At 64.1% G+C, this 23,077-nt stretch carries 15 protein-coding genes; 11 read left to right on the top strand and 4 right to left on the bottom strand.

Annotation, left to right across the window (positions count from 1 at the left end; genetic code table 11):
- Nucleotides 1-20: 20 nt before the first annotated feature.
- The 11 genes from rlmE to N4J17_RS15060 all read left to right on the top strand — a co-directional run bounded on the left by rlmE (nt 21) and on the right by N4J17_RS15060 (nt 17,415).
- Entirely contained in the window at nt 21-653 is a 633-nt protein-coding gene (gene rlmE, locus N4J17_RS15110) for a 23S rRNA (uridine(2552)-2'-O)-methyltransferase RlmE (RefSeq protein WP_198323990.1), read from the top strand.
- Nucleotides 654-852: 199 nt separating this feature from the next.
- A complete protein-coding gene (ftsH, locus tag N4J17_RS15105) occupies nt 853-2,760 on the top strand; it encodes an ATP-dependent zinc metalloprotease FtsH (protein ID WP_198324005.1) in 1,908 nt (635 codons plus the stop codon).
- A gap of 116 nt (nt 2,761-2,876) precedes the next feature.
- Entirely contained in the window at nt 2,877-4,220 is a 1,344-nt protein-coding gene (gene glmM, locus N4J17_RS15100; RefSeq protein ID WP_198323991.1) for a phosphoglucosamine mutase, read from the top strand.
- A 203-nt stretch (nt 4,221-4,423) separates the two neighbouring features.
- Complete coding sequence (locus N4J17_RS15095; RefSeq protein WP_198323992.1) at nt 4,424-5,941, top strand: SrfA family protein; 1,518 nt, start codon at nt 4,424-4,426, stop codon at nt 5,939-5,941.
- A gap of 21 nt (nt 5,942-5,962) precedes the next feature.
- Nucleotides 5,963-8,953 carry a virulence factor SrfB gene (locus N4J17_RS15090; protein WP_198323993.1) on the top strand — a complete coding sequence of 997 codons (2,991 nt, stop codon included), beginning with the start codon at nt 5,963-5,965 and terminating at the stop codon, nt 8,951-8,953.
- 10 nt (nt 8,954-8,963) lie between these two features.
- Complete coding sequence (locus N4J17_RS15085) at nt 8,964-11,627, top strand: putative virulence factor (RefSeq protein ID WP_198323994.1); 2,664 nt, start codon at nt 8,964-8,966, stop codon at nt 11,625-11,627.
- An 11-nt stretch (nt 11,628-11,638) separates the two neighbouring features.
- Nucleotides 11,639-12,742: a tetratricopeptide repeat protein gene (locus N4J17_RS15080; protein ID WP_198323995.1), complete on the top strand. Its 1,104-nt coding sequence runs from the start codon at nt 11,639-11,641 to the stop codon at nt 12,740-12,742.
- Nucleotides 12,739-14,700, top strand: coding sequence for a vWA domain-containing protein (locus N4J17_RS15075; RefSeq protein ID WP_198323996.1), 1,962 nt, complete (start codon nt 12,739-12,741; stop codon nt 14,698-14,700). Before N4J17_RS15080 ends, N4J17_RS15075 begins: the two co-directional genes overlap by 4 nt.
- Nucleotides 14,697-15,413, top strand: coding sequence for an ABC transporter ATP-binding protein (locus N4J17_RS15070; protein ID WP_198323997.1), 717 nt, complete (start codon nt 14,697-14,699; stop codon nt 15,411-15,413). Before N4J17_RS15075 ends, N4J17_RS15070 begins: the two co-directional genes overlap by 4 nt.
- Nucleotides 15,406-16,632, top strand: a complete 1,227-nt coding sequence (locus tag N4J17_RS15065; RefSeq protein WP_198323998.1) for an FtsX-like permease family protein — start codon at nt 15,406-15,408, stop codon at nt 16,630-16,632. Before N4J17_RS15070 ends, N4J17_RS15065 begins: the two co-directional genes overlap by 8 nt.
- Before the next feature lie 204 nt (nt 16,633-16,836).
- Complete coding sequence (locus N4J17_RS15060) at nt 16,837-17,415, top strand: YSC84-related protein (RefSeq protein WP_198323999.1); 579 nt, start codon at nt 16,837-16,839, stop codon at nt 17,413-17,415.
- Nucleotides 17,416-17,446: 31 nt separating this feature from the next.
- Here N4J17_RS15060 and N4J17_RS15055 read toward each other — a convergent pair whose 3' ends face one another.
- The 4 genes from N4J17_RS15055 to N4J17_RS15040 form a co-directional block, all read right to left on the bottom strand.
- On the bottom strand, nt 17,447-18,688 hold the full coding sequence (locus N4J17_RS15055) for a dicarboxylate/amino acid:cation symporter (protein ID WP_198324000.1): 1,242 nt from the start codon (nt 18,686-18,688) through the stop codon (nt 17,447-17,449).
- Between the two features lie 186 nt (nt 18,689-18,874).
- Complete coding sequence (gene budA / locus N4J17_RS15050; RefSeq protein ID WP_198324001.1) at nt 18,875-19,657, bottom strand: acetolactate decarboxylase; 783 nt, start codon at nt 19,655-19,657, stop codon at nt 18,875-18,877.
- A 17-nt stretch (nt 19,658-19,674) separates the two neighbouring features.
- Nucleotides 19,675-21,336, bottom strand: a complete 1,662-nt coding sequence (gene alsS, locus N4J17_RS15045; protein WP_198324002.1) for an acetolactate synthase AlsS — start codon at nt 21,334-21,336, stop codon at nt 19,675-19,677.
- A gap of 21 nt (nt 21,337-21,357) precedes the next feature.
- Nucleotides 21,358-23,070 carry an NAD-dependent malic enzyme gene (locus tag N4J17_RS15040; protein ID WP_277458508.1) on the bottom strand — a complete coding sequence of 571 codons (1,713 nt, stop codon included), beginning with the start codon at nt 23,068-23,070 and terminating at the stop codon, nt 21,358-21,360.
- Nucleotides 23,071-23,077 lie beyond the last annotated feature (7 nt).

Genomic DNA, 23,077 nt, shown 5'->3' with positions numbered 1-23,077 from the left:
CGTGACTGAAGAAATTTCTCATGGCAAAGCGTAGCCGGAGCAGCGGTCGCTGGCTGGCGGAGCATTTCTCCGACGAGTACGTGCGTCTGGCGCAAGAGAAAGGTTATCGCTCAAGAGCCGTCTTCAAGCTGATGGAGCTGGACGAGCGCGACCGCTTATTCGAACCCGGTGCTACGGTGATCGACCTCGGTGCGGCTCCGGGCGGCTGGTCCCAATATGCGGCCCAGCGGGTGGGGACCACCGGCAAAGTCCTCGCCCTGGACATCCTGCCGATGGAGCCTTTGCCCGGCGTCACCGTGGTGCAAGGGGATTTTCTCGACGATTCGGTGTTCCAGGCGGTGCTGGAAGCCAGCGGCGGGTGCTGTGCGAATGTGGTATTGTCGGATATCGCGCCCAATATGAGCGGGAACCGCAACGTCGACCAGCCGCGCAGCATGTATCTGGCGGAATTGGCCTTCGATCTTGCGGAAAGGGTTCTGGCCCCGAAGGGGAGCTTCGTCGTGAAACTGTTCCAGGGTGAGGGATTCCAGGAATACGTGGCGCAGGCCAGGAAAGTGTTTGCGTCCGTCGTGATGAGGAAGCCGAAGGCCTCACGACCGCGGAGCGCGGAAATTTACCTCGTCGGCAAGGGATACCGCGGCGCAGACCGCTGATCAGGACAGGTCCGGGAACGATTTTGGCCGTCCATGGGTCATATTTGTGTCATGTTGCGTCAGCGGTTTTTTCGCGCTGCGAGGAATTTCGTGGCGATCGCGTGCAGGTGTGGATAATATTGCCGTCATCGGTCTGACATAAATAACAAGAGCCGTTCTCCATCCCAATCCGACTACGGAGATTCGAGTCGTGAACGATATGTTAAAGAATATCCTGCTTTGGGTGGTCATCGCCGTCGTGCTGATGTCCGTCTTCAATAACTTCGGGTCCCGTAAATCGGTCGATTCCAGCATGTCTTATTCGCAGTTCATTGCGGCCGTGAATGAAGGACAGGTCAAGTCGGTGACGATCGACGGGCAGAACGTGCGCGGCATGTTGGGTACGGGTGAGAAATTCTCGACCTACAACCCGGAAGACCCGCACCTGATCGACGACCTGCTCAAGAACCATGTGGAGATCAAGGCGCAACCGCCGGAGTCGCAGTCGCTCCTGATGCAGATCTTCATCTCCTGGTTCCCGATGCTGCTGCTGGTGGCGGTATGGATATTCTTCATGCGCCAGATGCAGGGCGGCGCGGGCGGCCGAGGGGCGATGTCCTTCGGTAAAAGCAAGGCGCGCCTGATCGAGGAGGATCAGGTCAAGGTGACCTTCGCCGATGTCGCCGGCGCCGACGAGGCCAAGGAAGACGTCGCCGAGATGGTCGACTTCCTCAAGGACCCGAGCAAGTTCCAGAGACTGGGCGGCAAGATCCCACGCGGCGCGCTCATGGTCGGTCCTCCGGGCACCGGCAAGACGCTACTGGCACGGGCCATTGCCGGTGAAGCGCGGGTACCGTTCTTTTCGATCTCGGGCTCGGATTTCGTGGAAATGTTCGTCGGCGTGGGAGCTTCGCGCGTGCGCGACATGTTCGAACAGGCGAAGAAGCACGCCCCCTGTATCATCTTCATCGACGAAATCGATGCGGTTGGCCGTCACCGCGGCGCGGGCTTGGGCGGGGGGCATGACGAGCGCGAGCAGACTCTGAACCAGCTGCTGGTCGAGATGGACGGTTTCGAAGGCACCGAGGGCATCATCGTGATCGCCGCAACCAACCGTCCCGACGTGCTCGATCCCGCGCTGCTGCGTCCAGGCCGGTTCGACCGCCAGATTGTGGTCGGGCTGCCGGATGTGCGTGGGCGCGAGCAGATCCTCAAGGTCCACATGAAGCGGGTGCCGTTGGCCGACGACGTGGAGGCCAAGTATCTGGCGCGGGGTACGCCCGGCTTCTCGGGTGCCGATCTGGCCAACCTGGTCAACGAGGCCGCGCTGTTCGCGGCCCGCAAGAACAAGCGGGTCGTGGAAATGGAAGATTTCGAGAAGGCCAAGGACAAGATCCTCATGGGCGTCGAACGCAAGTCCATGGTCATGAGCGAGGAGGAAAAGAAGCTTACGGCTTACCACGAGGCCGGCCATGCCATCGTTGGTCTCTTGGTGCCCGAGCATGATCCCGTTTACAAGGTCAGCATCATGCCGCGCGGCCGTGCCCTCGGGATCACGATGTTCCTGCCGGAGCGCGATACCTACAGCGCCAGCAAGCAGAAACTGGAAAGCCAGATTTCCAGCCTGTTCGGCGGTCGGCTGGCCGAGGAAATCGTGTTCGGTCGCGAGCACGTGACCACCGGCGCCCAGAACGATATCGAACGTGCCACCAATCTGGCACGGAACATGGTAACCCGCTGGGGACTCTCGGAACGGCTGGGGCCTCTGGCCTATAGCGAGGAGGAGGGCGAAGTCTTCCTCGGCCGGTCGGTGACCAAGCACAAGAGCGTATCGGAGGAGACGGCGCATCTGATCGACGAGGAGATCCGTTCGATCATCGACCGCAACTACGAGCGTGCCGAGCGTATCCTCCGGGAAAACATGGATAAGATGCACCTCATGGCTGAGGCGCTGATCAAATATGAAACCATAGACCGACTGCAGATCGCCGACATCATGGAAGGCAGGCCGCCGAGGGCTCCCCAGAGTTGGGAGGACAACGCACCGCCTGGCAGCGGTGAGTCGGCATCGAAGGGCGGCGATCAGCCGGTATCGGGTTCCTTCGGCAAGCCGGCGGAGCAGACTTAAGTTTTCGGGCCGCGCAGGCTTGCGAACCCCTGGCGGGCTGGAGTCCGCCAGGGGTTTTCTATTGCCCGCGATTTCGCTAGTTTTCTTGAGGATGTCAGAATTTTGAGGAGGAAGCGGTGAAGAAAGAATATTTCGGGACCGACGGCATTCGCGGCAGGGTGGGGGATTATCCGATCACCCCGGATTTCATGCTCAAGCTCGGCTGGGCGGCGGGTTGCGTTTTCGCCCGCGAGAAGCCGGGCCGGCGCGTCCTGATCGGCAAGGATACCCGGATTTCCGGGTACATGTTCGAATCGGCTCTGGAAGCCGGGTTCTCCGCCGCCGGCGTCGATACCCAACTGATGGGCCCGATGCCGACCCCGGCGGTCGCCTATCTCACCCGCACCTTTCGCGCCCAGGCGGGGGTGGTCATCAGTGCATCGCACAACCCTTATTACGACAACGGTATCAAGTTTTTCGGACCGGACGGAATGAAGCTGCCCGACGAACTGGAGCTGGAGATCGAGGATTATCTGCGCAGGCCGATGACCACCGTGGAGTGTTCGCACATCGGCAAGGCGACCCGGATCATGGACGCAGCGGGTCGTTATATCGAGTTCTGCAAGAGCACAATCCCCCTAGGCATGCATTTTTCCGGCATGAAAGTCGTAGTGGACTGCGCCCATGGCTCGACCTACCACGTCGCCCCCGACGTGTTTTCGGAACTGAGAGCCGCGGTGAAAACCATTGGCACTGCGCCGGATGGCCTCAACATCAACGATCGCGTCGGCGCCACGAATCCTGAAAGCCTTCGCCAGACGGTGCTGAAGGAAAAAGCCGATCTGGGCATCGCCCTGGATGGCGATGGCGATCGGCTGATCATGGTCGATCATCAAGGGGAAGTCGTCGACGGCGACGAACTGCTGTTCGTCATTGCCGATGCCAGGCGCGCCAGCGGCGAACTGACCGGTTCGGTAGTGGGAACCCTGATGAGCAACCTTGGGCTGGAGCAGGCCATACGGCGCCTGGGGTTGGAATTCAGACGGGCCGCTGTCGGCGACCGCTACGTCATGGAAATGATGCTCGAACACGGTAGCATGCTGGGTGGCGAAGGCTCGGGGCACATCATATGCCTCGATCGCACGACCACTGGAGATGGCATCGTCTCCGCCCTGCAAATCCTAGCAGAGATCGTCCGCAGTGGAAAAACCCTGCACGAACTGAAGCAGGGTATGACGAAATATCCGCAGCGGCTGGTCAATGTGCGGCTGAAGGAGAGGGTCAGTCTGGATTCGGCGCCGCTGGTTCAGAAGGTGAAGGCCGAAGTGGAGTCCGAACTGGGCGACGCGGGGCGTGTACTGCTGCGCCCGTCCGGGACGGAGCCGTTGATCCGGGTGATGGTCGAAGGGGCGGACGAGGGCCAAGTCCGCGAACTCGCAGACCGGTTGGCCGGAGCCGTAGCGCAAGCGTTTTCCGCTTGAGGGGGGCCGCGGGTATGGCTCCATGGGTAGACTATATCATTGAATTATATGCAGAATGTTTTCTGCCTCATGATTCGGACGGCTAGCCGTTCTCGCCCGGCATCTTTGCTACAATCGGGCCGTAGCGGCGGAGGCTGCCTGCCGGCTGTTTTTGCAATCCGTCCGACCTTCCCCCCGTTTCGACGACTCCTAGGAGTATCCCCATGGCTGGTGTCCTGCTTCGATCCGGCAGCCTGAAGCACTTTTTGCCCCTGGGTGCGACCGGCAATCCGGTCTACCGGGCGGCTTCGCAATTGCGGGCCGCGATTCGGCGGCAACTCGGCCAGGAGGCGGCGGATTACTTCGCCGTACCGGTTCAGGACGAGAAAGGGGACACCATAGACTGGTATTCGGCCTTCGATGGAGACGTGGTGCCCTGGACTTCGGCGACGCCGGAGGAGCGCGGTCCGGCGAGGGCTAGCCTCTTGGCCGCGCGAGAACGCCTGCTGGAAAAGAGCCGGGCGCTGCAGGCCTCGGAGGACAGCGAGCAGCAGGTTTTCGGCAAGCTGCTGGCGCTGACGACGCGTATTCCGGGTGAGGATCATGTGTATCTCGTCGGTGGCCGGCCGGTCATGACGTTCTGGGGATTCAGCCAGCGTGAGGAAGCTGCCGAGCGCGATGTGCTGGCCAGCCTGGATATGGGGAGTATCTCGGCGTCGGCGGCGTCCTTCGAAGCCAGGCCGGCGATGGCGCCCCCGGCGGGGGAGCATCGGCGCGGGTGGCTCTGGCTGTTGTTGCCGCTGCTGGTTGTGCTGGGATTCCTCTCGTTCGGCTTGAAGAGTCGCGGGCCGGACGGTCTGTCCGGTCTCGTCCGGCAAAAGCCTGTGCCGACCCCGGTTCCGCTGGAAAGGGACGGAGATGTCATCCCCGACGCATTTCCCAGTCCAGATACAGAGGTGGAAAGGGGGGAGAAAAGCCCTCGTGACGATGCCGCTTCCGGTGAGCGGATTGACCGCCGCGGACGCCACGATCAGGCCGCGGTGAGCCTGAACCATCCGGTCGTGGACTCCCCGCCTGCGGGCCAAAGCCCGGAAGGGGCGACTGAGATCGAAAACCGGGACACTTCCACCGCGATGCTGCCCGGAGGCGCGGGCACTGAGGAAGAGAGCACATCCGTCGCATCGGTCGAAGGCGGTGCGGTGAAATCCGGCTCTGGCCCCGACGGACAGGCCGCCGATGCCGATTCGTCCGAAGGGAGCGGAAAACCTACCGACCAGAATTTTGCTGCAGGCACCGGCGAGCCTGGCGAAACACCAGCCGGCCAAAGCGCTTCGAGAGCCGGAGGCGGCGTGACGGTTGCAGGCGCTCCCCTGACAATTCCCAAAGAAGCTGCCCGGCGAGGGTCGACGGACTTCCTCAACGGCCAATGGCAGTCCGTCACCGGTCTGCAGGACAGCTCCGGCAATCCGATCTGGCTTGAATACGAATTCAAGGGCAAGGATGGCATGGCCCGGCTGAAGCGGTCGGTCGGCGGCAGAGAGATGGAATGTACTGCGCCGGTGACCTCCAGCTTCAGCGGCTCCAAGCTGGTGATCGACCAGGCCGGCGACATCCGCTGTCCCGACGGCAGCAGCATCCAGCGCTCCAAAGTGGAATGCAGCACCGACCCGCAAGGTCATGCCGTGTGCAAGGGCAGGAATCCGGATGGCTCCGATTACAATGTCCGGATCACCAAGAAATAGCGGAAGGACCGGGGAAGCCGAATGCTGAGCGAATTGGTGGAGTTTGCCGAAAAGGCTACGCTGATCATGCGCAGCGGGGTCCAGTTCATGGATTTCGGGCTGACGCTGGATCTGCGCCGGGAGCCGCCCGGCGAATTCGCCCTGCAGAGCGGCCAGCGCTCGCTGGCGCGGCTGGAGTGGGACGAGCGGCGCGAGCGCCACGTGCATCCGGCCGATCCTATGCTGGTGGTCAAACCCAGGTTCAGCGTGAGCATCGCCGAGTCAGTCAAACTGCTGGGAGGCTGCTGGCTGCCGCTGCCCATGCTGCGCGCGGGTCCGCAACGGCGCTTCGACCAAGGGCCCACTACCTGGGCCCGTGCCCGCATCGTCGAGCTCGGCGCGGGGGAGGACTTGTACGGTCATACCCACCGCCTGACACTGGCCTTCGACACCCAGGTGTTGGAAGCACGCGAGGCCACGGCCTATCTGGCGCCGACCCGCGCAGACGTGCAGACCGGCGCCAGCTTTCAGCTCGCCCACCGGGCGCACGAAATGGGTTGGTATCCGGAGCAGCCCTGGGTTGACGAATGGCTGGCGGAAGTGTTCCGCGACGAGGCGGCAGAGCGGCTGAAGCTGCCAGCGGAAGACGTTGACAGCGAGATCGAACAGCTCAGCCATCACGCGCATTACCTCAATTTCCTCCACCTCATCGGTACGCGGGCCGGCATACCCGAAATCCGACTGCGCAGCAACGCGCCGGACGACGTCTACGCGCCCATCCCGGTGGATCTGGTGCTGGACGTCGGCAACTCCCGGACCTGCGGCATCCTGGTCGAAGAGCACCCGCAGCAGCACGATGGCCTGAAGAACCGCTACGAGCTCACGATCCGCGATCTGTCAGAGCCGCACAAAGTCTACCATGAACCCTTCGAGAGCCGGGTCGAATTCGCCCAGGCCCTGCTGGGCAAGGAGCATCTGGCCTGCAAGAGCGGGCGCAACGACGCCTTCGTCTGGCCGACCATCGCCCGGGTCGGGCGGGAAGCGGCGCGGTTGGCCAACCATCGCCGCGGCACCGAAGGCTCGACCGGGCTGTCCAGCCCCAAGCGCTATCTCTGGGACGAGGACCGCTACGAGCCCGGCTGGCGTTTCAACGCCGCCTACAGCCGGGAGGAAATCGAACCCCATGCCACCGGTGCGCCGTTCAGCAATCTCATCAACGAGCGTGGCGAGGCCCTGCACGAGCTGCCCGAGGGCGACCGCATGCCGGTGTTCGTGCCCAAGTATTCCCGCAGTGCCTTGATGTGCTTCTTCCTGGCTGAAATCCTGGTGCATGCGCTCGGGCAGATCAACAGCCCGGCTCAGCGGATCAAGCAGGGCGATCCAGAGAAGCCCAGACACCTGCGTTCCATCATCATCACCGTGCCGCCCTCCATGCCCAAGCCGGAGCGGCAGATTTTCGCCGCACGCTTGCGCCAGGCCATGGCCCTGGTATGGAAGGCGCTGGGCTGGCATCCGGAAGACGACGACATCGCTGCGGTGGACGCGGCCGGCAATCCGACCGCCTGGCCGCGCTTTCCGGCGATCCATACCGAATGGGACGAGGCGACCGCCGCCCAGGCGGTGTATCTGTTCAGCGAAATCCATGAGCATTTCGGAGGGCGGCCTGAGGAATTTTTCCGCATCTTGCGCCGCAACGGCTCGGACCGGGCGGGCCAGGGGATCACCGTGGCGTCGATCGACATCGGCGGCGGCACCACGGACCTGGTAGTGGCCGACTATCGGCTCGACCATGGCCAGGGTGCCAATGTCTACATCCTGCCGGAGCAGCGCTTCCGCGACGGTTTCAAAGTGGCGGGCGACGACCTGCTGCTGGAAATGGTGCAGAAGACGATCGTGCCAGCGATCGAGGCGGCGCTACAGGATTTCGGCGTCGCCGATCCCGCGCCCTTGTTGTCCCTGCTCATCGGAGCCGAGACTCTCTCGGTGCAGGATCGCACGTCACGCCAACGGCTGGCGCTGGAGGTGTTCTATCCGCTGGGACTGAAGCTGTTGCATGCTTATGAGCGCTTCGACCCGAGTCTGCCGGCAGAATCCAACAGTTTCAGGATCGGCGAACTGTTGGTAGGGGACGACCGCCCTTCCGAGCACGTGGTGCAGCATTTCGCGCTAGGGGTGAAGCGATCGGTCGGGGCCAGGGAGAAAGACTTCGATCTGCTCGAAGTGAGGATCCCGTTCGATCTGCACCGGCTGCACCGGCTGTTCCTGGAAGACCAGTTCGAGATCTGCAAGACCATCCGGGCATTGTGCGAGATCGTTCATCTTTACCACTGCGACGTCCTGCTGCTGAGCGGGCGGCCTTCTTGCTTGCCGGGTGTCCTGGCGCTGTTCCGGCGCCTGTTGCCGTTGCCGCCGGACCGCATCGTACCGCTGGCTGGCTTCCGCGCAGGGGTATGGTATCCCTTCCACCGTGACGGTCGGATCGGCGATCCCAAGACCACGGCGGTGGTCGGCGCCATGATATGTAAAGTCGGGGGCGCCCGCCGCATCCCCAACTTCAGTTTTCTGGCCCATGCCTACCGGGTGTACTCAACCGTCCGCCATCTGGGGCTGATCGACCAGCACCTGGTGCTGCGCGATGCCGATGTGTATTACCACGACATCAACCTGGATGACGAAAACTACGAGCTGTCGGAGCAGCCGTTCGAGCTACGCGCCCGGATGATCCTGGGCTTCAGGCAACTCGCCTCCGAGCGCTGGCCGGCGACGCCGCTGTACGTGCTGGACCTGAGCGACCGCGCCAAGCGGCTTCTCGCCAGCGCCGACCGCACTGAACCCGCCGTGGTCCACGTGGTCCTCAAGCTGGATCGCAAGAAAGGCGCAGGCCCTGAAAGCTTCAGCGTGGCCTCCGCCATCACCAGCCAAGGCACCGCCCTCAACCCGGCGCGTGACATCGTGCTCAAGCTCAATACCCTGACCACGGTCGGTATCGGCGAGAGCAGTTACTGGCTGGACACCGGCAGCATCATCCGTTGAGGGCGTTCACATGACCCACTGGGATGACGAGTCACTGAGCGCGTGCTGCGATGCGATTTTCCGGGGCGTAGGAGACGCGCTGGACTGGGTGGCGGAGGTGCGCAACAACGCCCAGCGGCTGGACCGGGAGGGCGACGGGTTGATCGAGAAGCTCCGGCGCTCGCGCAACCTGTGCCGGCGTCTGGGCGCGGCGGCCGGGCGTCCGTTTTCCGTCGGGGTTTTCGGCATGTCGCAGGCCGGCAAATCGTATCTGATTTCCACGCTGGCGCGTTCTGCCGCGGGTCATCTGCAAACGCTGCTGGACGGCAGGCGCGTCGATTTCATCGGCCATCTGAATCCGCCCGGTGGCGGCAAGGAGGCGACAGGACTGGTGACGCGCTTTACCCGCAAGCCGGGTGGCGCCCCGCCGGGATTCCCGGTCGAGCTTATCCTTTTCTCGGAAGGCGACATCGCCAAGGTCCTAGGCAACAGTTTCTTCAACGACTTCGACCGTGAACGGGTGAGTTTCGACACCGATCCGGACAAGCTCCGTACCCTGCTGGGGCGGCTGGAACCCTTGGCCCAGCCCGAACCGACGGGGGGCTTGAGCAGCGACGAGGTGGTCGATCTCATCGATTATTTCGAACGCCGGTTCGAGAAGTCTTTCGCTCCCTTGCGCGCCGACTACTGGCCCAAGGTGATCGAACTGGCGCCGCGCCTGCGGACGGAGCATCGTGCCGAATTGCTATCGGTGCTGTGGGGCGGAATTCCCGACCTCACCTGCGCTTATCGCCTACTGGCCGAGGCCCTGGCGCGGATGTCGCACGCCGGCACGGTGTTCGTGCCGCTGGCCGCACTGGTGTCCGAGACCGGGGGCGAACCGGCCTGGCGGGCGGACAGTATCCTCAACGTGGATGTGCTGGACAAGCTGGGCAAGGACGGCGGCGAAAGCCTGGCCGTCTTGCCTCAGCGCGAGGGCCGGTTCCTGGCCGAGGCGGCGGTGTCGCGCCCAGTGCTGGCGGCGCTGACGGCGGAGCTGCGCTTCGTGCTGGCCGATGCTCCGGCGATCGGCCTGCTGGAGGAGGTCGATCTGCTGGACTTCCCCGGTTATCGTGGCCGGCTGGACATCGCCGACCTGGACCAGGTGCGCAGGCAGTTCAAGCGTGAAGACGCCGATCCGGTGGCGCAGCTCATGCTGCGGGCCAAGGTCGCCTATCTGTTCGAGCGCTACACTGAAGACCAGGAGATGAACGTCCTCCTGATGTGCACCCGCTGCGACAGCCAGATCGAGGTCACCGAACTCGCACCGGCCCTGTCGGCCTGGGTTCACGGCACCCAGGGTGGGACACCGGCCGATCGCGGCGCGCGCCCGCCGGGGCTGGTCTGGGTGGTCACTCAGTTCGATCGCCGGCTGGAAGCCAAACCGGGGCAGACCGCCGCACAACAGCAGCAGGAATGGGCCAACATGATCCACATCACCCTGCTGGAGCGTTTCGCCCAGTGCGACTGGCTGAACGACTGGACCGGGGGCAAACCGTTCGACAACGTGTTTCTGGTGCGTAAGCCCGGTATGCTGCGCAGCACGTTCCAGGTCGTTGCCGATGGCATCGAAACCGGTTTTCTGTCGGAGGAGGAACACCGGCGTCTGGCGGGGCAACGGGAGTTTTTCGTCGGCAACGAATCCGTCCGGCGCCATGTCCGTGATGCGGGTGAGGCTTGGGACGCAGTCTTGAGTGTCAACGACGGCGGCATGACCCGGCTGGCCGAATACCTGCGCACCGTCTGTCTGCGCGAAGCGAAATGGCACCGGATTGGCGAGCAGGTCGTGAAGATCCGGCAGGAAATCGGCGAACACCGGCTGCTGCCGTATTTTCAGGCCGAAGGCGCGGGGGAGGTCGAAGAGAAGAAGCGCTGTGCCGAGCTGCTCTATCAGGCGGTGGTTGAGTCCCCGGATGGCTTCGGCGAGCTGCTCTACCACCTGCATCCCTCCGCCGAACAGTTGCGGCGGCTGTACCTGACGGCGGACGACAGCGGTAAGGAAGGCGAAGCCGATGCCGCAGGGCCCCTACCGGTGCGCCGCGGCCTCATCAACCTGCCGGTGGCCAAAGCCGTCGGCCCGGCGCCCGGGCGTGGTGGGCGCGCCGTGAATTTTGCCAAGGCCGCGATGTCGGCCTGGATCCGTCAGCTCCGTGCTTTGCCGGAGCAGGCCGATCTACTGCGTTATTTGGGCCTGGGGGAGGAATCGGTGCGTATTGTCAGCGACGAGCTGGTCACCGGCAGCGACCGGCTGCGGCTCGAGTGGAAACTGGTGGAAGCGCTGGGCCCCCTGGAAGAGCTGCGCGGCACTACCCGCATCGGCATCGTCGACCAGCAGGTGATGGCGGTGCGGCGGGTCATCGGCGAATTCGTCAACCTGTTGGGATGGGCCGACTTTCCCGTGGCGGCCCGGCCGGAGTCTCCCATGGGCAGGCGCAGACTGTTCGAACCGCCCGATCCCATCGCCGCATCGGCACTGCCACAACTGACGGAAGCCGAACTCAATTACCCGGCGGCTTTCATCATCGACTGGCTGGAAGCCTTTCGCAGATTGGCGCTGGAGAACGCAGGGTATAGCGCCGGCCGCGAGATCACAGCAGAGCAGAATCAGCGTCTGGGCGAAATCCTGGTGACGCTGGGTGTCGTGACCGGACACTGAGGGAGGCTGCGATGGCGATCAGGTGCAAATTGGTCAACGACCCGGGGAGGGGCCCAGGCCACGGGCTGATCTGCATCGGCGGCCTGGAACCAACGGCCGTCGGGCTGGAATTCTGCCTGGAGCGCAATCAGGGCTCCACGCCCTTCCTGGGCCCCGGCGGGACCTGGCAGGCGCAGGAGTTTTGGCATGGGGTAGCTGAAGGGCCTGAGCCCGCCATCCAGGCAACGGCAGGAGAGAGTGACGCGTCGCTGTCCTCTGCGGTGGCACGCCTTCAGATTCCAGTCGGCCCCGAAATCGTCGATCCCATCGTCAACCAGTCTCCCAGCGTGGTGTTCCGTTTGACCCTGTCAGTGGATGGCGCCCGTTTCCCTTGTGTCCTGCGGATTCAACGCCCTTTGTTCGGCTCGGGCGCTTATTTCGAGGGCGGGTCGGCCCCCGCCCCCCCACCGGAGCCGGAACCCGCGCCGGTTGCGGAGCCCGAACTCGAGCCCGTTCCTGCGCCGGAGCCACTGCCCGAAGCGGTTTCCAAGTCGGCCCGCCGTTCGTCGTACCGACTTTGGTTCGGTCTCGCCCTGCTACCTGTGTTGGTTGCGGTGGGCGTATGGTTCTGGTGGGACTGCCGTATCCCGGCACTGCCGGGTCCGCAGTGCCAGCTCGAAGGGATGAAGAGGGAGCAGGAGGTCGAGCTGCAGCCTGTCTCACCGCCTCGGCATTGCACAGGCTTGAGCGCCGCTGACTGCCTCGCCGCCGCCCAAAGCAGCCTGGCCGCGCAGCAACCGGACGCCGCCCGCCAGTTGTTCCAGGAAGCCGCCGAGCTGGGCGCGCCCAAGGCTTATATCGAACTGGGCCGGATGTACGACCCGGACACCTGGACCGCCGAAACCAGCCCCACGGCGGCCGCCGACTGGGAGACTGCGGCTTATTGGTACGACGAGGCGGCCCGCAGTGGAGACAAGGATGGCATGCTCGGGGCGGGGCGGCTGTACTGCCGCAACACCCAGGACCCGGCTTTCCGTTCCCATGCCCTGGAACTGCTGCGTCGATTCGTCGCGGAGGCGCCGGGCGATGGGGCCGCCGAGGCACTGTTGAAGGAATGCGAGGAGAAGGCGAAATGAAAGTCGTCCTGCGGCTGTTCGCCCTGGTAGCGGTTCTGTGCACGGCACCGGCTTTCGGCGCCGAGCCCCTGCTCATGCCTGGCAAGAAAACCCTCTATCAGCGTGTTCTGACCCGCCCCGGCGCCCGCATCGTGTCCAATCCGGGAAATACTGATGGCAAGCCCGCGGCGGCACTGTCGCGCTACTACGTCTATAAAAGGGAAACCCTGGATGGCAAAGAATGGCTGCAGATCGGCGGTGATACCCGTGGCAAGATCGACGGTTGGCTGGATGCCGCCCAGAGCGTCCCATGGAACCAGCAGCTGACGCTGGCGTTCACGAATCCGGCGAACCGCTCCAGGGCGCTATTGTTCGAGAAGAAGGATGGCGTGCTGGAAGTGCTCAAGGCCACCGATCCCGGCGGCGTCGCCGCAGCCATCGTGAAGACGGTGGAATCCGGCAAGCCCGATCCGCGGGTCGTTTCCGTGGAACCTCGGGAATACGTCGATCCAGCCAAGAAATTCTACCTCCTGCCCATCCTGCGGGCGGAGGAGCTGACCTCGCCGCGCAACGTGCGGGTACTGGAGGTCGCCTCGGTCACCGCCAAGTCTGGCGAAGCCTCGCCAGCGGAAACCCAGCGCAAGGCCCAGGACGCGCCTTCTGTGCTGCGCAGCTTCAGCGCCGCGGTGGTGTTCGTGATCGACTCGACCATCTCCATGGGGCCGTACATCGACCGCACCCGCGAGGCTGTACGCCGGGTCTACGCCAGGATCGAGAAAGCCGGGCTGGCCGACCAGGTCCGCTTTGGGCTGGTCGCCTTCCGTTCCAGCACCCAAGCGGTGCCGGGGCTGGAATATGTCTCCAAGGTGTTCGCCGATCCCGGCGAAGTGACGACCGGCAAGGATTTTCTCGCCAAGGTCGCGAGCCTCAGCCCGGCCAAGGTGTCGAGCTCAGCCTTCGACGAGGACGCCTACGCCGGCTTGATGACTGCTTTGCAAAAGATCAAGTGGAGCGAATTCGGCGGACGCTACGTGGTCCTCATCACCGATGCCGGGGCCATCGACGGCAACGACCCGCTGTCCCAGACCAAATTGGGTGCGGAACAGGTCCGCATCGAAGCCGAGCAGCTCGGCGTGGCCCTGTTCGGACTGCACCTGAAGACGCCCGCAGGCAAGGCCGACCATGCCAAGGCCACCGGCCAATACAAGATCCTGACTCAGAATCAGGTCGCCGGCCGGTCGCTGTATTACGACGTCGAAGCCGGGGATGTGGGCAGTTTCGGCAAGATCGTCGATTCGCTGGCCGACACCATCACCAATCTGGTGGAAGGGGCATCGCAAGGCCGGATGGTGGCCGGTAGTGCCCGTACCGCGAAGGGTGCCAAGCCCAAGGATGAGAGCGAACGCATCACCAGCGACACTCTCCTGTTGGGACACGCGATGCAGATCGCCTATCTCGGCCGCAAGAAGGGGACGCAGGCGCCTGAGCTGTTCCGGGCATGGCTGTGCGACCGCGACTACGCCCATCCCGAGCTGGCCGCCACCGAAGTGCGGGTGCTGTTGACCAAGAACGAGCTGAGCAACCTCAGCCAGACCGTAAAACTCATTCTCGATCAGGGCGAGAAATCGCAGGAGTCCACCGGTACCGCGGCTTTCTTCGACCTGCTGCGGTCCGCGGCCGCGAACTTGGTGCGCGATCCTACCAAACTGGCCGACCCCAAAGCCCGCAAGCTGGCCGAACTGGGGCTGCTGGGTGAATACCTGGAAGGGCTGCCCTACAAGAGCGCGGTGATGAACCTGACCTCCGACCAGTGGGAGCAATGGAGCCAGCGCCAGCAGGAAGATTTCCTCGACGGCCTGCGTCGCAAGCTGCGGCACTACCAGCTCTATCACGACGATGCCGACCGCTGGGTGATGCTGGACGGGTCAACCGACCCCAGCGATGCGGTTTATCCAGTCCCGCTTGGCGCCCTGCCGTGAGGCCGTTACTGGAGCTTGCGGGCGTCGAGCGGCGCCGGGGCGAAGGCTGGGGAGCGTTCACGCTGGCGGTCGAGGGTCTGTCCCTGCGCCAAGGCGAATGCCTGGCCGTCACCGGCCCCAGCGGTTCCGGCAAGAGCACCTTGCTCGACCTGCTAGGGCTGGTGCTGCGGCCGGATCGGGTGGAAGCGTTCCGGTTTCTCGATCGAGACGTGGCCGCGCTATGGCGGTCCGGCGGCGACGGTGGGCTCGCCTCTCTGCGCTCCAGGCACCTGGGCTACATCCTGCAGACCGGGGGACTGCTGCCTTTCCTGGACTTGCGGGAAAACGTCGAGCTGTCGCGCCGCCTGCTGGGCTTGGAGCCGGACGCGCTGACTGACGAGCTGCTGGCTCACCTGGGACTGACTCACCTCAAAGCCAAGAAGCCCCGAGCGCTCTCGGTGGGGGAACGCCAGCGGGCCGCCATCGCCAGAGCCTTCGCCCACAGGCCCGACCTGGTGCTGGCGGACGAACCCGCCGCTGCGCTCGACCCGCCCCAGGCGCTGGAAGTCTGCCGGCTGATGCTGAAACTGGCGGCGGAATTCGGCATCGCCCTCGTGCTTGTGTCCCACGACTGGGTACTGATGCGCCAGCTGGGACTGGCCGAAATCCGGGTGGTGCCGGAAGCCGGCGCTTCAGGGTGCCGCAGCCGCCTGGAGCGGATTGCCGATGCCTGAGACCTTGCGCCAGCTGCGTTTACTCGCCGGGCTCGCCGGCCGAGACCTGCGCCACGAATGGCGGGTAACGCTGTGCCTGGCGCTGGCGATCGCCGCCGTGCTGGCGCCTCTCTTGGTGCTGTTCGGCCTGAAATCCGGCATCGTTGACACGTTCACGGCGCGGCTGAAATCCGATCCGCGCAACCTCGAGATCGTCTGGCGGCTGAACGGTTCGTTGGACCGCGATTGGCTGGCACGGCTCCGTTCGGATCCGCAAGTCGGCTTCGCCGTGCCCAGCACCCGCACCCTCGCCGCCACTCTGGATCTTGCCGCCGCCGATGGGAAAGGCCTGGAGGATGTCGACCTGATTCCCACGGACAAGGGCGATCCGCTGTTCGGCGCCGCGGACGCGGTTCCGCAAGGGGTGGGCGAGCTGGCCCTGTCCCACGAGGCGGCCGCCCGACTCAGTGTCTCAGCCGGCACCCGGGTGGAAGGCATCCTCTACCGCAATTTCCGCCAGCAACGACAGGTGCTGAGGCTGCCGCTGCGCGTGAGCGCCGTGCTGGCCGAAGTCCGATATTCCGGCTGGGGTGCGTTCGTGTCTTTACCCCTCTTGGAAGCCCTCGAACGTTACCGGGACGGTTACGCCGTGCCGGAGCTGGGGGTTGCCGACGGCACATCTCACACCCTCGGCGCACCCCGCTACGCCCGGCTGCGGCTCTATGCCCGCAACCTGGAAACCGTGCCGGGGTTGGCCGAATCGCTGCGCGGGCAAGGCTATGATGTCTCCACCCGCAGCAAGGACATCGAGCTGGTCCGGAACATCGACCATGCCCTGAGCTTCCTTTTCCGCTTGATCGCAGGTGTCGGAGTGGCCGGCTGCGTACTGTCGCTGGGCGCCAGCCTCTGGGCCAGCGTCGAGCGCAAGCGGCGCGACCTGGCGCTGCTGCGCCTGGTCGGCATCCGCAATGCCGTGCTTGCCGGCTTCCCCGCCATCCAGGCTGCAGGCGTCGCCGCCGTTGGAATCGCGCTGGCGTTCGCTGCGTATTTCGCCGCAGCGGAGACGATCAACCGGACCTTCCGGACGGATCTGGGCAGGGATGAATTCGTCTGCCGCCTGTTGCTGAATGACGGAATGACGGCCGCCTTGCTGACGGAAATGCTCGCCGTTCTGGCGGCGCTGATCGCCGTGGCGGCCGTGCTGCGGATCGAACCGGGGGAGAGTTTGCGGGAGATATAAGTGCCTTGACAATTCCGGCTGATCGGACGATCGTGGCCGCGGCTAAGTTGTTCGATATGCCGTCGACCAGTAGGGATGAAGTCGTGCCCGCGTTCTATGTCGAGGCGATTTGGCAAAAGGAGCGGGGGGATGCGCGCCTGTCATGGCTTGCCTTTACCCTCTCGTGTTCAACGGCGCTAGAAACAGAAAAAGGAAAAATTCGACATGACTCATACCCTACGTCTATCCACCCTGTTTGCCGCTGTTGTGCTCCTCTTGGCCGCTTGCGCGTCGCAGCCCCTGACTTCCTCTGAAAAAGAAGCCCGACGGGCGGAAATCCGCTCGATGGCGAACCAGACGCTGGCGCAGCTCTATCAGAGTTATCCCGAGGCCAAGGCGCGTGTCCGCAATTCGGCCGGTTACGCGGTATTCAGCGATTTCGGCATGAAGATCCTTTTCGGTGGCGGTTCGCACGGCGAAGGGGTCGCGGTCAACAATGCAAACCAGAAGGCGACCTATATGAAGATGTTCGAGCTGTCGCCCGGTCTGGGCTTCGGAGCCCAGAAGTTCCGCGCGGTGTTCCTGTTCGATACGCGGGAGTCTTTCGACAAGTTCGTGAATTCCGGCTGGGAGTTCGGCGGGAACACCGAAGCCGCTTTGCAGACCACTACCCAGGGGGCAGGTGGTCGCCTGGGCGTGTCGGTATCGCCGGGCGTGACGATGTACCAGATCAGTGAAGCCGGTGCCATCGTCGGCATCAGCCTCGCCGGCGCCAAGTATTACAAGAACGACGAACTGAACTGACCCCGACCGGCAAGGGAAAAGGCGGCAAGCTTTACTTCAGTGCCTTTTCCCATCTGCTCACAACCGCCGCGGCCACGCTGTTGCCGAACACGTTGGTTGCACTGCGCCCCATGTCCAGCACCTGGTCGATTCCCAGCAGCAGGAGTAGACCTTCCGCCGGCAGTTCGAACATGTCCAGAGTAGCAGCAATAACAATCAGGGACGCCCTCGGCACCCCCGCGATCCCTTTGCTGGTGAACAGCAGCACCAGCAGCATCAGCAACTGGTCCACCGGCGCCATCGTGATGCCGTAGGCCTGGGCGATGAACAACACCGCGAAGGTCATGTACATCATGCTGCCGTCCAGGTTGAACGAATAGCCCAGCGGCAGGATAAAGCCGCAGATGCGCCCGGGGCAGCCGAAGCGTTCCAGTTGTTGGAGCAGCTTGGGATAGGCTGCTTCGCTGGTCGCCGTGGCGAAGGCGATCAGCGCCGGTTCGCGGACGTGCCGGAGCAGGCTGACAACCCGCCGGCCCAGCACCACAAAGGCGACACCGCCGAGCACCGTCCACAGCACGGCCAATCCGAGGTAAAACTCGCCGATGAAGATGCCGTAGGAGCCCAGCAAGCCGAAGCCGTTCTTGGCGACCATCGAGGCCGTTGCGGCGAACACCGCGACCGGTGCGAATTGCATCACATAGCCGGTGACCTTCAGCATCACATGGCCCAGTGAATCCAGCAGCCGCACCGTGGGCTGGGCCAGTTCGCCGAGCTGGGCGCAGGCGATGCCGAAGAAGATCGAGAACACCACGATTTGCAGGATCTCGTTCTGTGCCATGGCCTCGAAGAGGCTCCTGGGGACTACGTGCGCCACGAACGAAGCAAGCGTGGGATCGTGCTTCTGCAAGCCCGTGTCGGCACCGACCGCCGGCTTCTCCAGGTGCAGTGCCTCGCCCGGTGCGAGCAGGTTCACCAGGGCCATGCCGATCACGAGGCTCACCAGCGAGGCCGAAAAGAACCAAAGGATCGCCTTGCCGCCCACTCTTCCCACGGCACGGCCGTCGCCCATCTTCGCCATGCCGGCTACTAAGGTTGCCAACACCAGCGGTGCGATGATCATCTTGATGAGGCGCATGAAAACGTCTGTCATCGCGCCGAACACGCTCGTGATTCCGGTCAGCAGCTCGCCTTTGTCGACGGTGAGATTGAGGGCTTCCCCGGCGCTGATACCGAGAACGATCGAGGCAAGTACGTAAAGCGTCTGCCTGGTGGCGCCGGAATGCCGGTCTGTCATGGATGCGTTGCGATAGCCGGTGGTCGAATGACCGGCCATTATGCCGCGACTAGGGAGGGATGCGGACCGGCTGAGTCCGGAGTTCGTTCCTCTCCGGATCGAAACCGGCAGCCCCCTCGACAACTCCACCCACAGCCAAGCGAGCCCAGGGCGCCCTTGCGCCGCGAGCAGGCAGATACCGCCGTTTCAGCCCTCCGCCTGGTGTATGGCCTCGTCCTGATTTTTCGCCAGGTCGGCGTCGAGAAAAGCCCCACATTCGGGTACCGTCATGCGAAACCGGGAGGTGACGTCGATGTCGACTTCCGCCTCGCGCAGGGTGAAGTCCAGCACGTGGCCACCCACGGTTTCGGTCGCGTCCAGGAAATGCACGTGATAGCCGGCGACGTTGACGCCTTGGGTGTAGTCGGGGAAGCGGAAGCCCACCAGGGTGCCTACCAGATTTTCGTATTCGAATTCGGGTTGGAGGCGGGCGACTTCGACCAGGGGCGGATAAGGCTTGTGTTGACGGGGTACGGTCCGGACTCGGATGTGATCGAAATGGGCGCGTACCTGGATGGCATAAAAGATGTTCTTGCTGGGTGCAGCCTTGTCGACGGCGGCCTGGAATTGTTTCCAGTCGATCGGATGGGGCCACTCCACCCGCACGGTTGGATCGAACAGCGTCACTACCGCAAACGGCGTCTTGGCGGTCGGCGGTACCGGATACGCCTTACCGTCCGACTTGATCTGGAAGAACCGTCCGCCGAAGGCGATCATCTCGCCATCCAGGGCGTTGAAGGTGCCCAGGCCGAAATCGCCGTATCCGGCCAGTTCGCCGTAGGTCGTCTCGCCGTCGTAGACGCCTTCCATCACCGCCCCGATGGTGGATGACTGGAACACTTCGTGGTCCTCATGGTCGAGCGGATGGAACAAATCGCCTTTTTGCTGATGGGTGCGGAACGCCTGGATGAAGATGTCATCGATGGCCACGGAGGTCTCCTCTTGAGTCAGTGCTGCGCCGAAGCGTCGATTGCTTCGACCAAGTGGGCATTGTCACTGTAGTCGATGGGTACTTCGATCAGCACCGGGGTGTCGGCCGCGAGTGCCTGTTTCAGCACCGGGACGATATCGTCCGCGGACTCGATGCGGTAGCCGGTCGCGCCGAAGGCTTCCGCTAGCTTGACGAAATCGGTGGGGCCGAATTCTGCGCCGAAACTGCGGCCGTAGTCGCGCATCTGCAGGCTTTGGATCAGGCTGTAGCCGCCGTCTTTCCAGACGATGTGGACGATCGGCAGCTTCAGGCGCACGGCGGTTTCCAGTTCCATGCAGGTCATCAGGAAGGAGCCGTCGCCGGACATCGAAACGACCTTCTTCCCCGGCCGGGCCAACGCGGCGCCGATGGCCCAAGGCAGGGCGACGCCCATGGTCTGGTGGCCCATGCTGAACAGGAGATGGCGCGGGGCATAGCAGAAGAAATAGCGGGCCATCCAGATTTCATGGGCGCCGACATCGCAGGTCACCGTCGCCTCGTCGTCCAGCGTGGCTCTAAGGTCGTGGATGAAACGCAGGGGATGGATCGGCATGCCGGCCAGCGCGGCGCCCCGGCCTTGCTCTTCCAGCAGACGCCGCCGTGCTACGGCGACGGCGGCGCGATCGGCAGGAGGCCGGCTCCGGAGGCGGCTGCCGAGCGCGTCCAGATTGTCGGCGATGTCGCCGAGCAGTTCGGCTTCGGGGCAATAAGCCCGGTCGAGAGTGGCGGGCAGGGCGTCTACGTGGATCACCCGCGTTTGGGGGGAAATCCAGGCGGAAGGTTCATATTCGATCGGGTCGTAGCCGATGGCGAGCACCCGGTCTGCCTGGCGCAGCACTTCGTCGCCCGGCTGGTTGAGCACGTAGCCGACCCGGCCGATGAAGTGTTCCACCAAGTCGCGGGAGAGAGTCCCGGCGGCCTCGAAGGTCATGGCCACAGGCAGTGGATGCCGCTCTAGGAAACGCCGCACTGCTGCCGCCGCTACAGGCGTGCCTGCCCGCACGCCGAGCAGGATGGCCGGCGCGTCGGCTGTGTCGAGCAGGGCCGCGGCGCGTTCGATGAGGTTGTCTGGAGCTGCACCCCAGCAAGCCGATTCGGGCGGAACCAGGACTTGGCCGGAAACTGGCGCCGTGAGCACGTCGACAGGCACCGAGACGTGGACGGCACCGCTGCGCGGCATCTCGGCGACCCGGAAGGCATTGACCAAAATTTCCGATACCGTGTTCGAGTCCTCAACCTCGATGCTCCATCGGGTGATCGGTGCAAACAATCCGACTGAGTCCAGGTTCATGTGGCTCTGCTTGAATTGCGCGGACCGCGACACCTGGCCGGTGATGATGATCAGCGGATCGCGGTCCTCGGTGGCGGTCGCCACCCCGCAGACCGCGTTGATGAGTCCGGGGCCGGAGGTGGTGAGCACTATGCCGGCTTTCCCCGTGATCCGGCCCCATGCCTGGGCCATGAAGGCAGCACCGGTTTCGTCCCGGCAAAGGATGAAGCGAGGGCCGCGTTCGGCCAGCACATCCAGGATGGGCAGCACTGCGCCGCCGGGTACGCCGAAGACGTATTCGACGCCATGCGCTTGCAGCGAGTCGACCAGGAGGTCGGCGCCAGTGCGGGGAGATATGGTTTCACTCATGAGAAAGCCCTTTTTTGAAGTTCAGCAACCGGTCAGCCGCGCATAAGCCGGAGTCCACATCCGTTCGTGCACCAAACGTTCCACCTCGGTATCGCTGGCGGGCGCCGCGACGCCGGCGGCGATGGCCTCCTTTGCGACAGCCAGCGCAATGCAGTGTGATACGCTGCGGCTGGCGGTGAGGGGCGGGAGCAGGGGAGCATCCGGGAGGGTGGGCGCAGGGGAGGTGTCGGCCAGCGCCCGGGCGGCGGCCATGAACATGCCCTGGGTGACCCGGCGTGCGCCGACGGCCAGAATGCCGAGGCCCAGTCCTGGAAAAACATAGCTGTTGTTGCATTGCGAAACGGGGAAACGGCGTCCGCTCCAGACCACATCCGCGAATGGACTGCCGGTGGCGACCAGCGCCCTGCCTTCGGTCCAGGCCAGGATTTGCGCGGGCAGCGCTTCGCAGCGGGAGGTGGGGTTCGACAGCGGCAGGATGATGGGGCGGGGCGTCAGATCAGCCATCGTTTTGACGATGGTTTCGGTGAAGGCGCCGGCCACGCCGGACACGCCGATCAGGATCGTGGGTTTGGCATGGCTCACCACGTCGGCCAGGCCGATGTGGTCGGGCCGGTCCAGCCGCCAGCTGGCGAGGGCGGAAGACGGCTGGACGAACGCCCGCTGAAACGGCGGCAGCCCCGAAAAACCTTCACGCAGCAGGCCGGTCCGGTCGATCAGGAAGAAGCGCGAGCGTGCCTCGGTCTCGGACAAGCCTTCCCCGACCATGGCCGCGCAGAGCTGTTCGGCGATGCCACAGCCGGCGGAGCCGGCGCCGAATACGGCGACGACCTGGTCCCGCAGCCGCGTTCCCACAGCCTCGACCGCGGCCAGCACCGTGCCGGTGGCCACCGCCGCCGTGCCCTGGATGTCGTCGTTGAAGGTGCACAGCCGGTCGCGGTAGCGCTCCAGCAACGGTCCGGCATGAGCCTGGGCGAAATCCTCCCATTGCAGCAGTAAGTTCGGGTAGCGCCGCATCACCGCCTGCACGAAGCGTTCGACGAAAGCGTCATACTCGGCGCCCCTGACTCGTGGGTGGCGCCAGCCCATATACAGCGGGTCGTTCAGCAGGTCAGGGTTATCGGTGCCGACGTCCAGCAGCACCGGCAGCGTGCGGGCCGGGTGGATGCCACCGCAGAGGGTGTAGAGCGCCAGCTTGCCGATGGGGATACCCATGCCGCCTGCGCCCTGATCGCCCAGACCGAGGATGCGCTCGCCGTCGGTCACCACGATCACGTCCACGTGGCGCTGCGGGGTATTGGCCAGCAGCTCGTCGATGTGCTCGCGTTCCGGGTAGGCGACGAACAGTCCGCGCGGATGCCGGTAGATGTGGCTGAATAGCTGGCAGGCTTCGCCCACCGTCGGTGTATAGACGACAGGCATCGTTTCTTCGATGTAATCCTGAATCAACCGGTAGAACAATACTTCGTTTTCGTCCTGCAGGGCGCGCAGATAGATATGGCGCTCCAGGTCGGTGGGTTTGCTGCGGAACGCCTCATAGGCCCGTTCGACCTGGATCTCGAGGGTATCGACATGTGGCGGCAGTAGGCCGAGCAGGCCCAGTTCCCGGCGTTCCTGTTCAGGGAAGGCGGTGCCTTTGTTGAACAATGGATGATTCAACAGCAGAGGGCCTCTCAAGGGAACCGCCCAGATTTCTTCGCCGGTTTGCGGATCGCGGGTGATTTTGAAGTCGATCATCGAAGAG

Source organism: Methylococcus capsulatus, from assembly GCF_036864975.1.
In the GTDB taxonomy this organism is placed as follows: Bacteria; Pseudomonadota; Gammaproteobacteria; order Methylococcales; family Methylococcaceae; genus Methylococcus.
The sequence above is the reverse complement of the archived record's forward strand: the minus strand, read 5'-3'. Positions and strand labels throughout refer to the sequence as shown.

What these genes read in the sequence shown, in the direction of transcription:
- rlmE (WP_198323990.1), top strand. Translation starts at nt 21, where the DNA reads ATGGCAAAGCGTAGCCGGAGCAGCGGTCGCTGGCTGGCGGAGCATTTC.
- ftsH (WP_198324005.1), top strand. Translation starts at nt 853, where the DNA reads ATGTTAAAGAATATCCTGCTTTGGGTGGTCATCGCCGTCGTGCTGATG.
- N4J17_RS15095 (WP_198323992.1), top strand. Translation starts at nt 4,424, where the DNA reads ATGGCTGGTGTCCTGCTTCGATCCGGCAGCCTGAAGCACTTTTTGCCC.
- N4J17_RS15090 (WP_198323993.1), top strand. Translation starts at nt 5,963, where the DNA reads ATGCTGAGCGAATTGGTGGAGTTTGCCGAAAAGGCTACGCTGATCATG.
- N4J17_RS15085 (WP_198323994.1), top strand. Translation starts at nt 8,964, where the DNA reads ATGACCCACTGGGATGACGAGTCACTGAGCGCGTGCTGCGATGCGATT.
- N4J17_RS15080 (WP_198323995.1), top strand. Translation starts at nt 11,639, where the DNA reads ATGGCGATCAGGTGCAAATTGGTCAACGACCCGGGGAGGGGCCCAGGC.
- N4J17_RS15075 (WP_198323996.1), top strand. Translation starts at nt 12,739, where the DNA reads ATGAAAGTCGTCCTGCGGCTGTTCGCCCTGGTAGCGGTTCTGTGCACG.
- N4J17_RS15065 (WP_198323998.1), top strand. Translation starts at nt 15,406, where the DNA reads ATGCCTGAGACCTTGCGCCAGCTGCGTTTACTCGCCGGGCTCGCCGGC.
- N4J17_RS15060 (WP_198323999.1), top strand. Translation starts at nt 16,837, where the DNA reads ATGACTCATACCCTACGTCTATCCACCCTGTTTGCCGCTGTTGTGCTC.
- N4J17_RS15055 (WP_198324000.1), bottom strand. Translation starts at nt 18,688, where the DNA reads ATGACAGACCGGCATTCCGGCGCCACCAGGCAGACGCTTTACGTACTT.
- alsS (WP_198324002.1), bottom strand. Translation starts at nt 21,336, where the DNA reads ATGAGTGAAACCATATCTCCCCGCACTGGCGCCGACCTCCTGGTCGAC.
- N4J17_RS15040 (WP_277458508.1), bottom strand. Translation starts at nt 23,070, where the DNA reads ATGATCGACTTCAAAATCACCCGCGATCCGCAAACCGGCGAAGAAATC.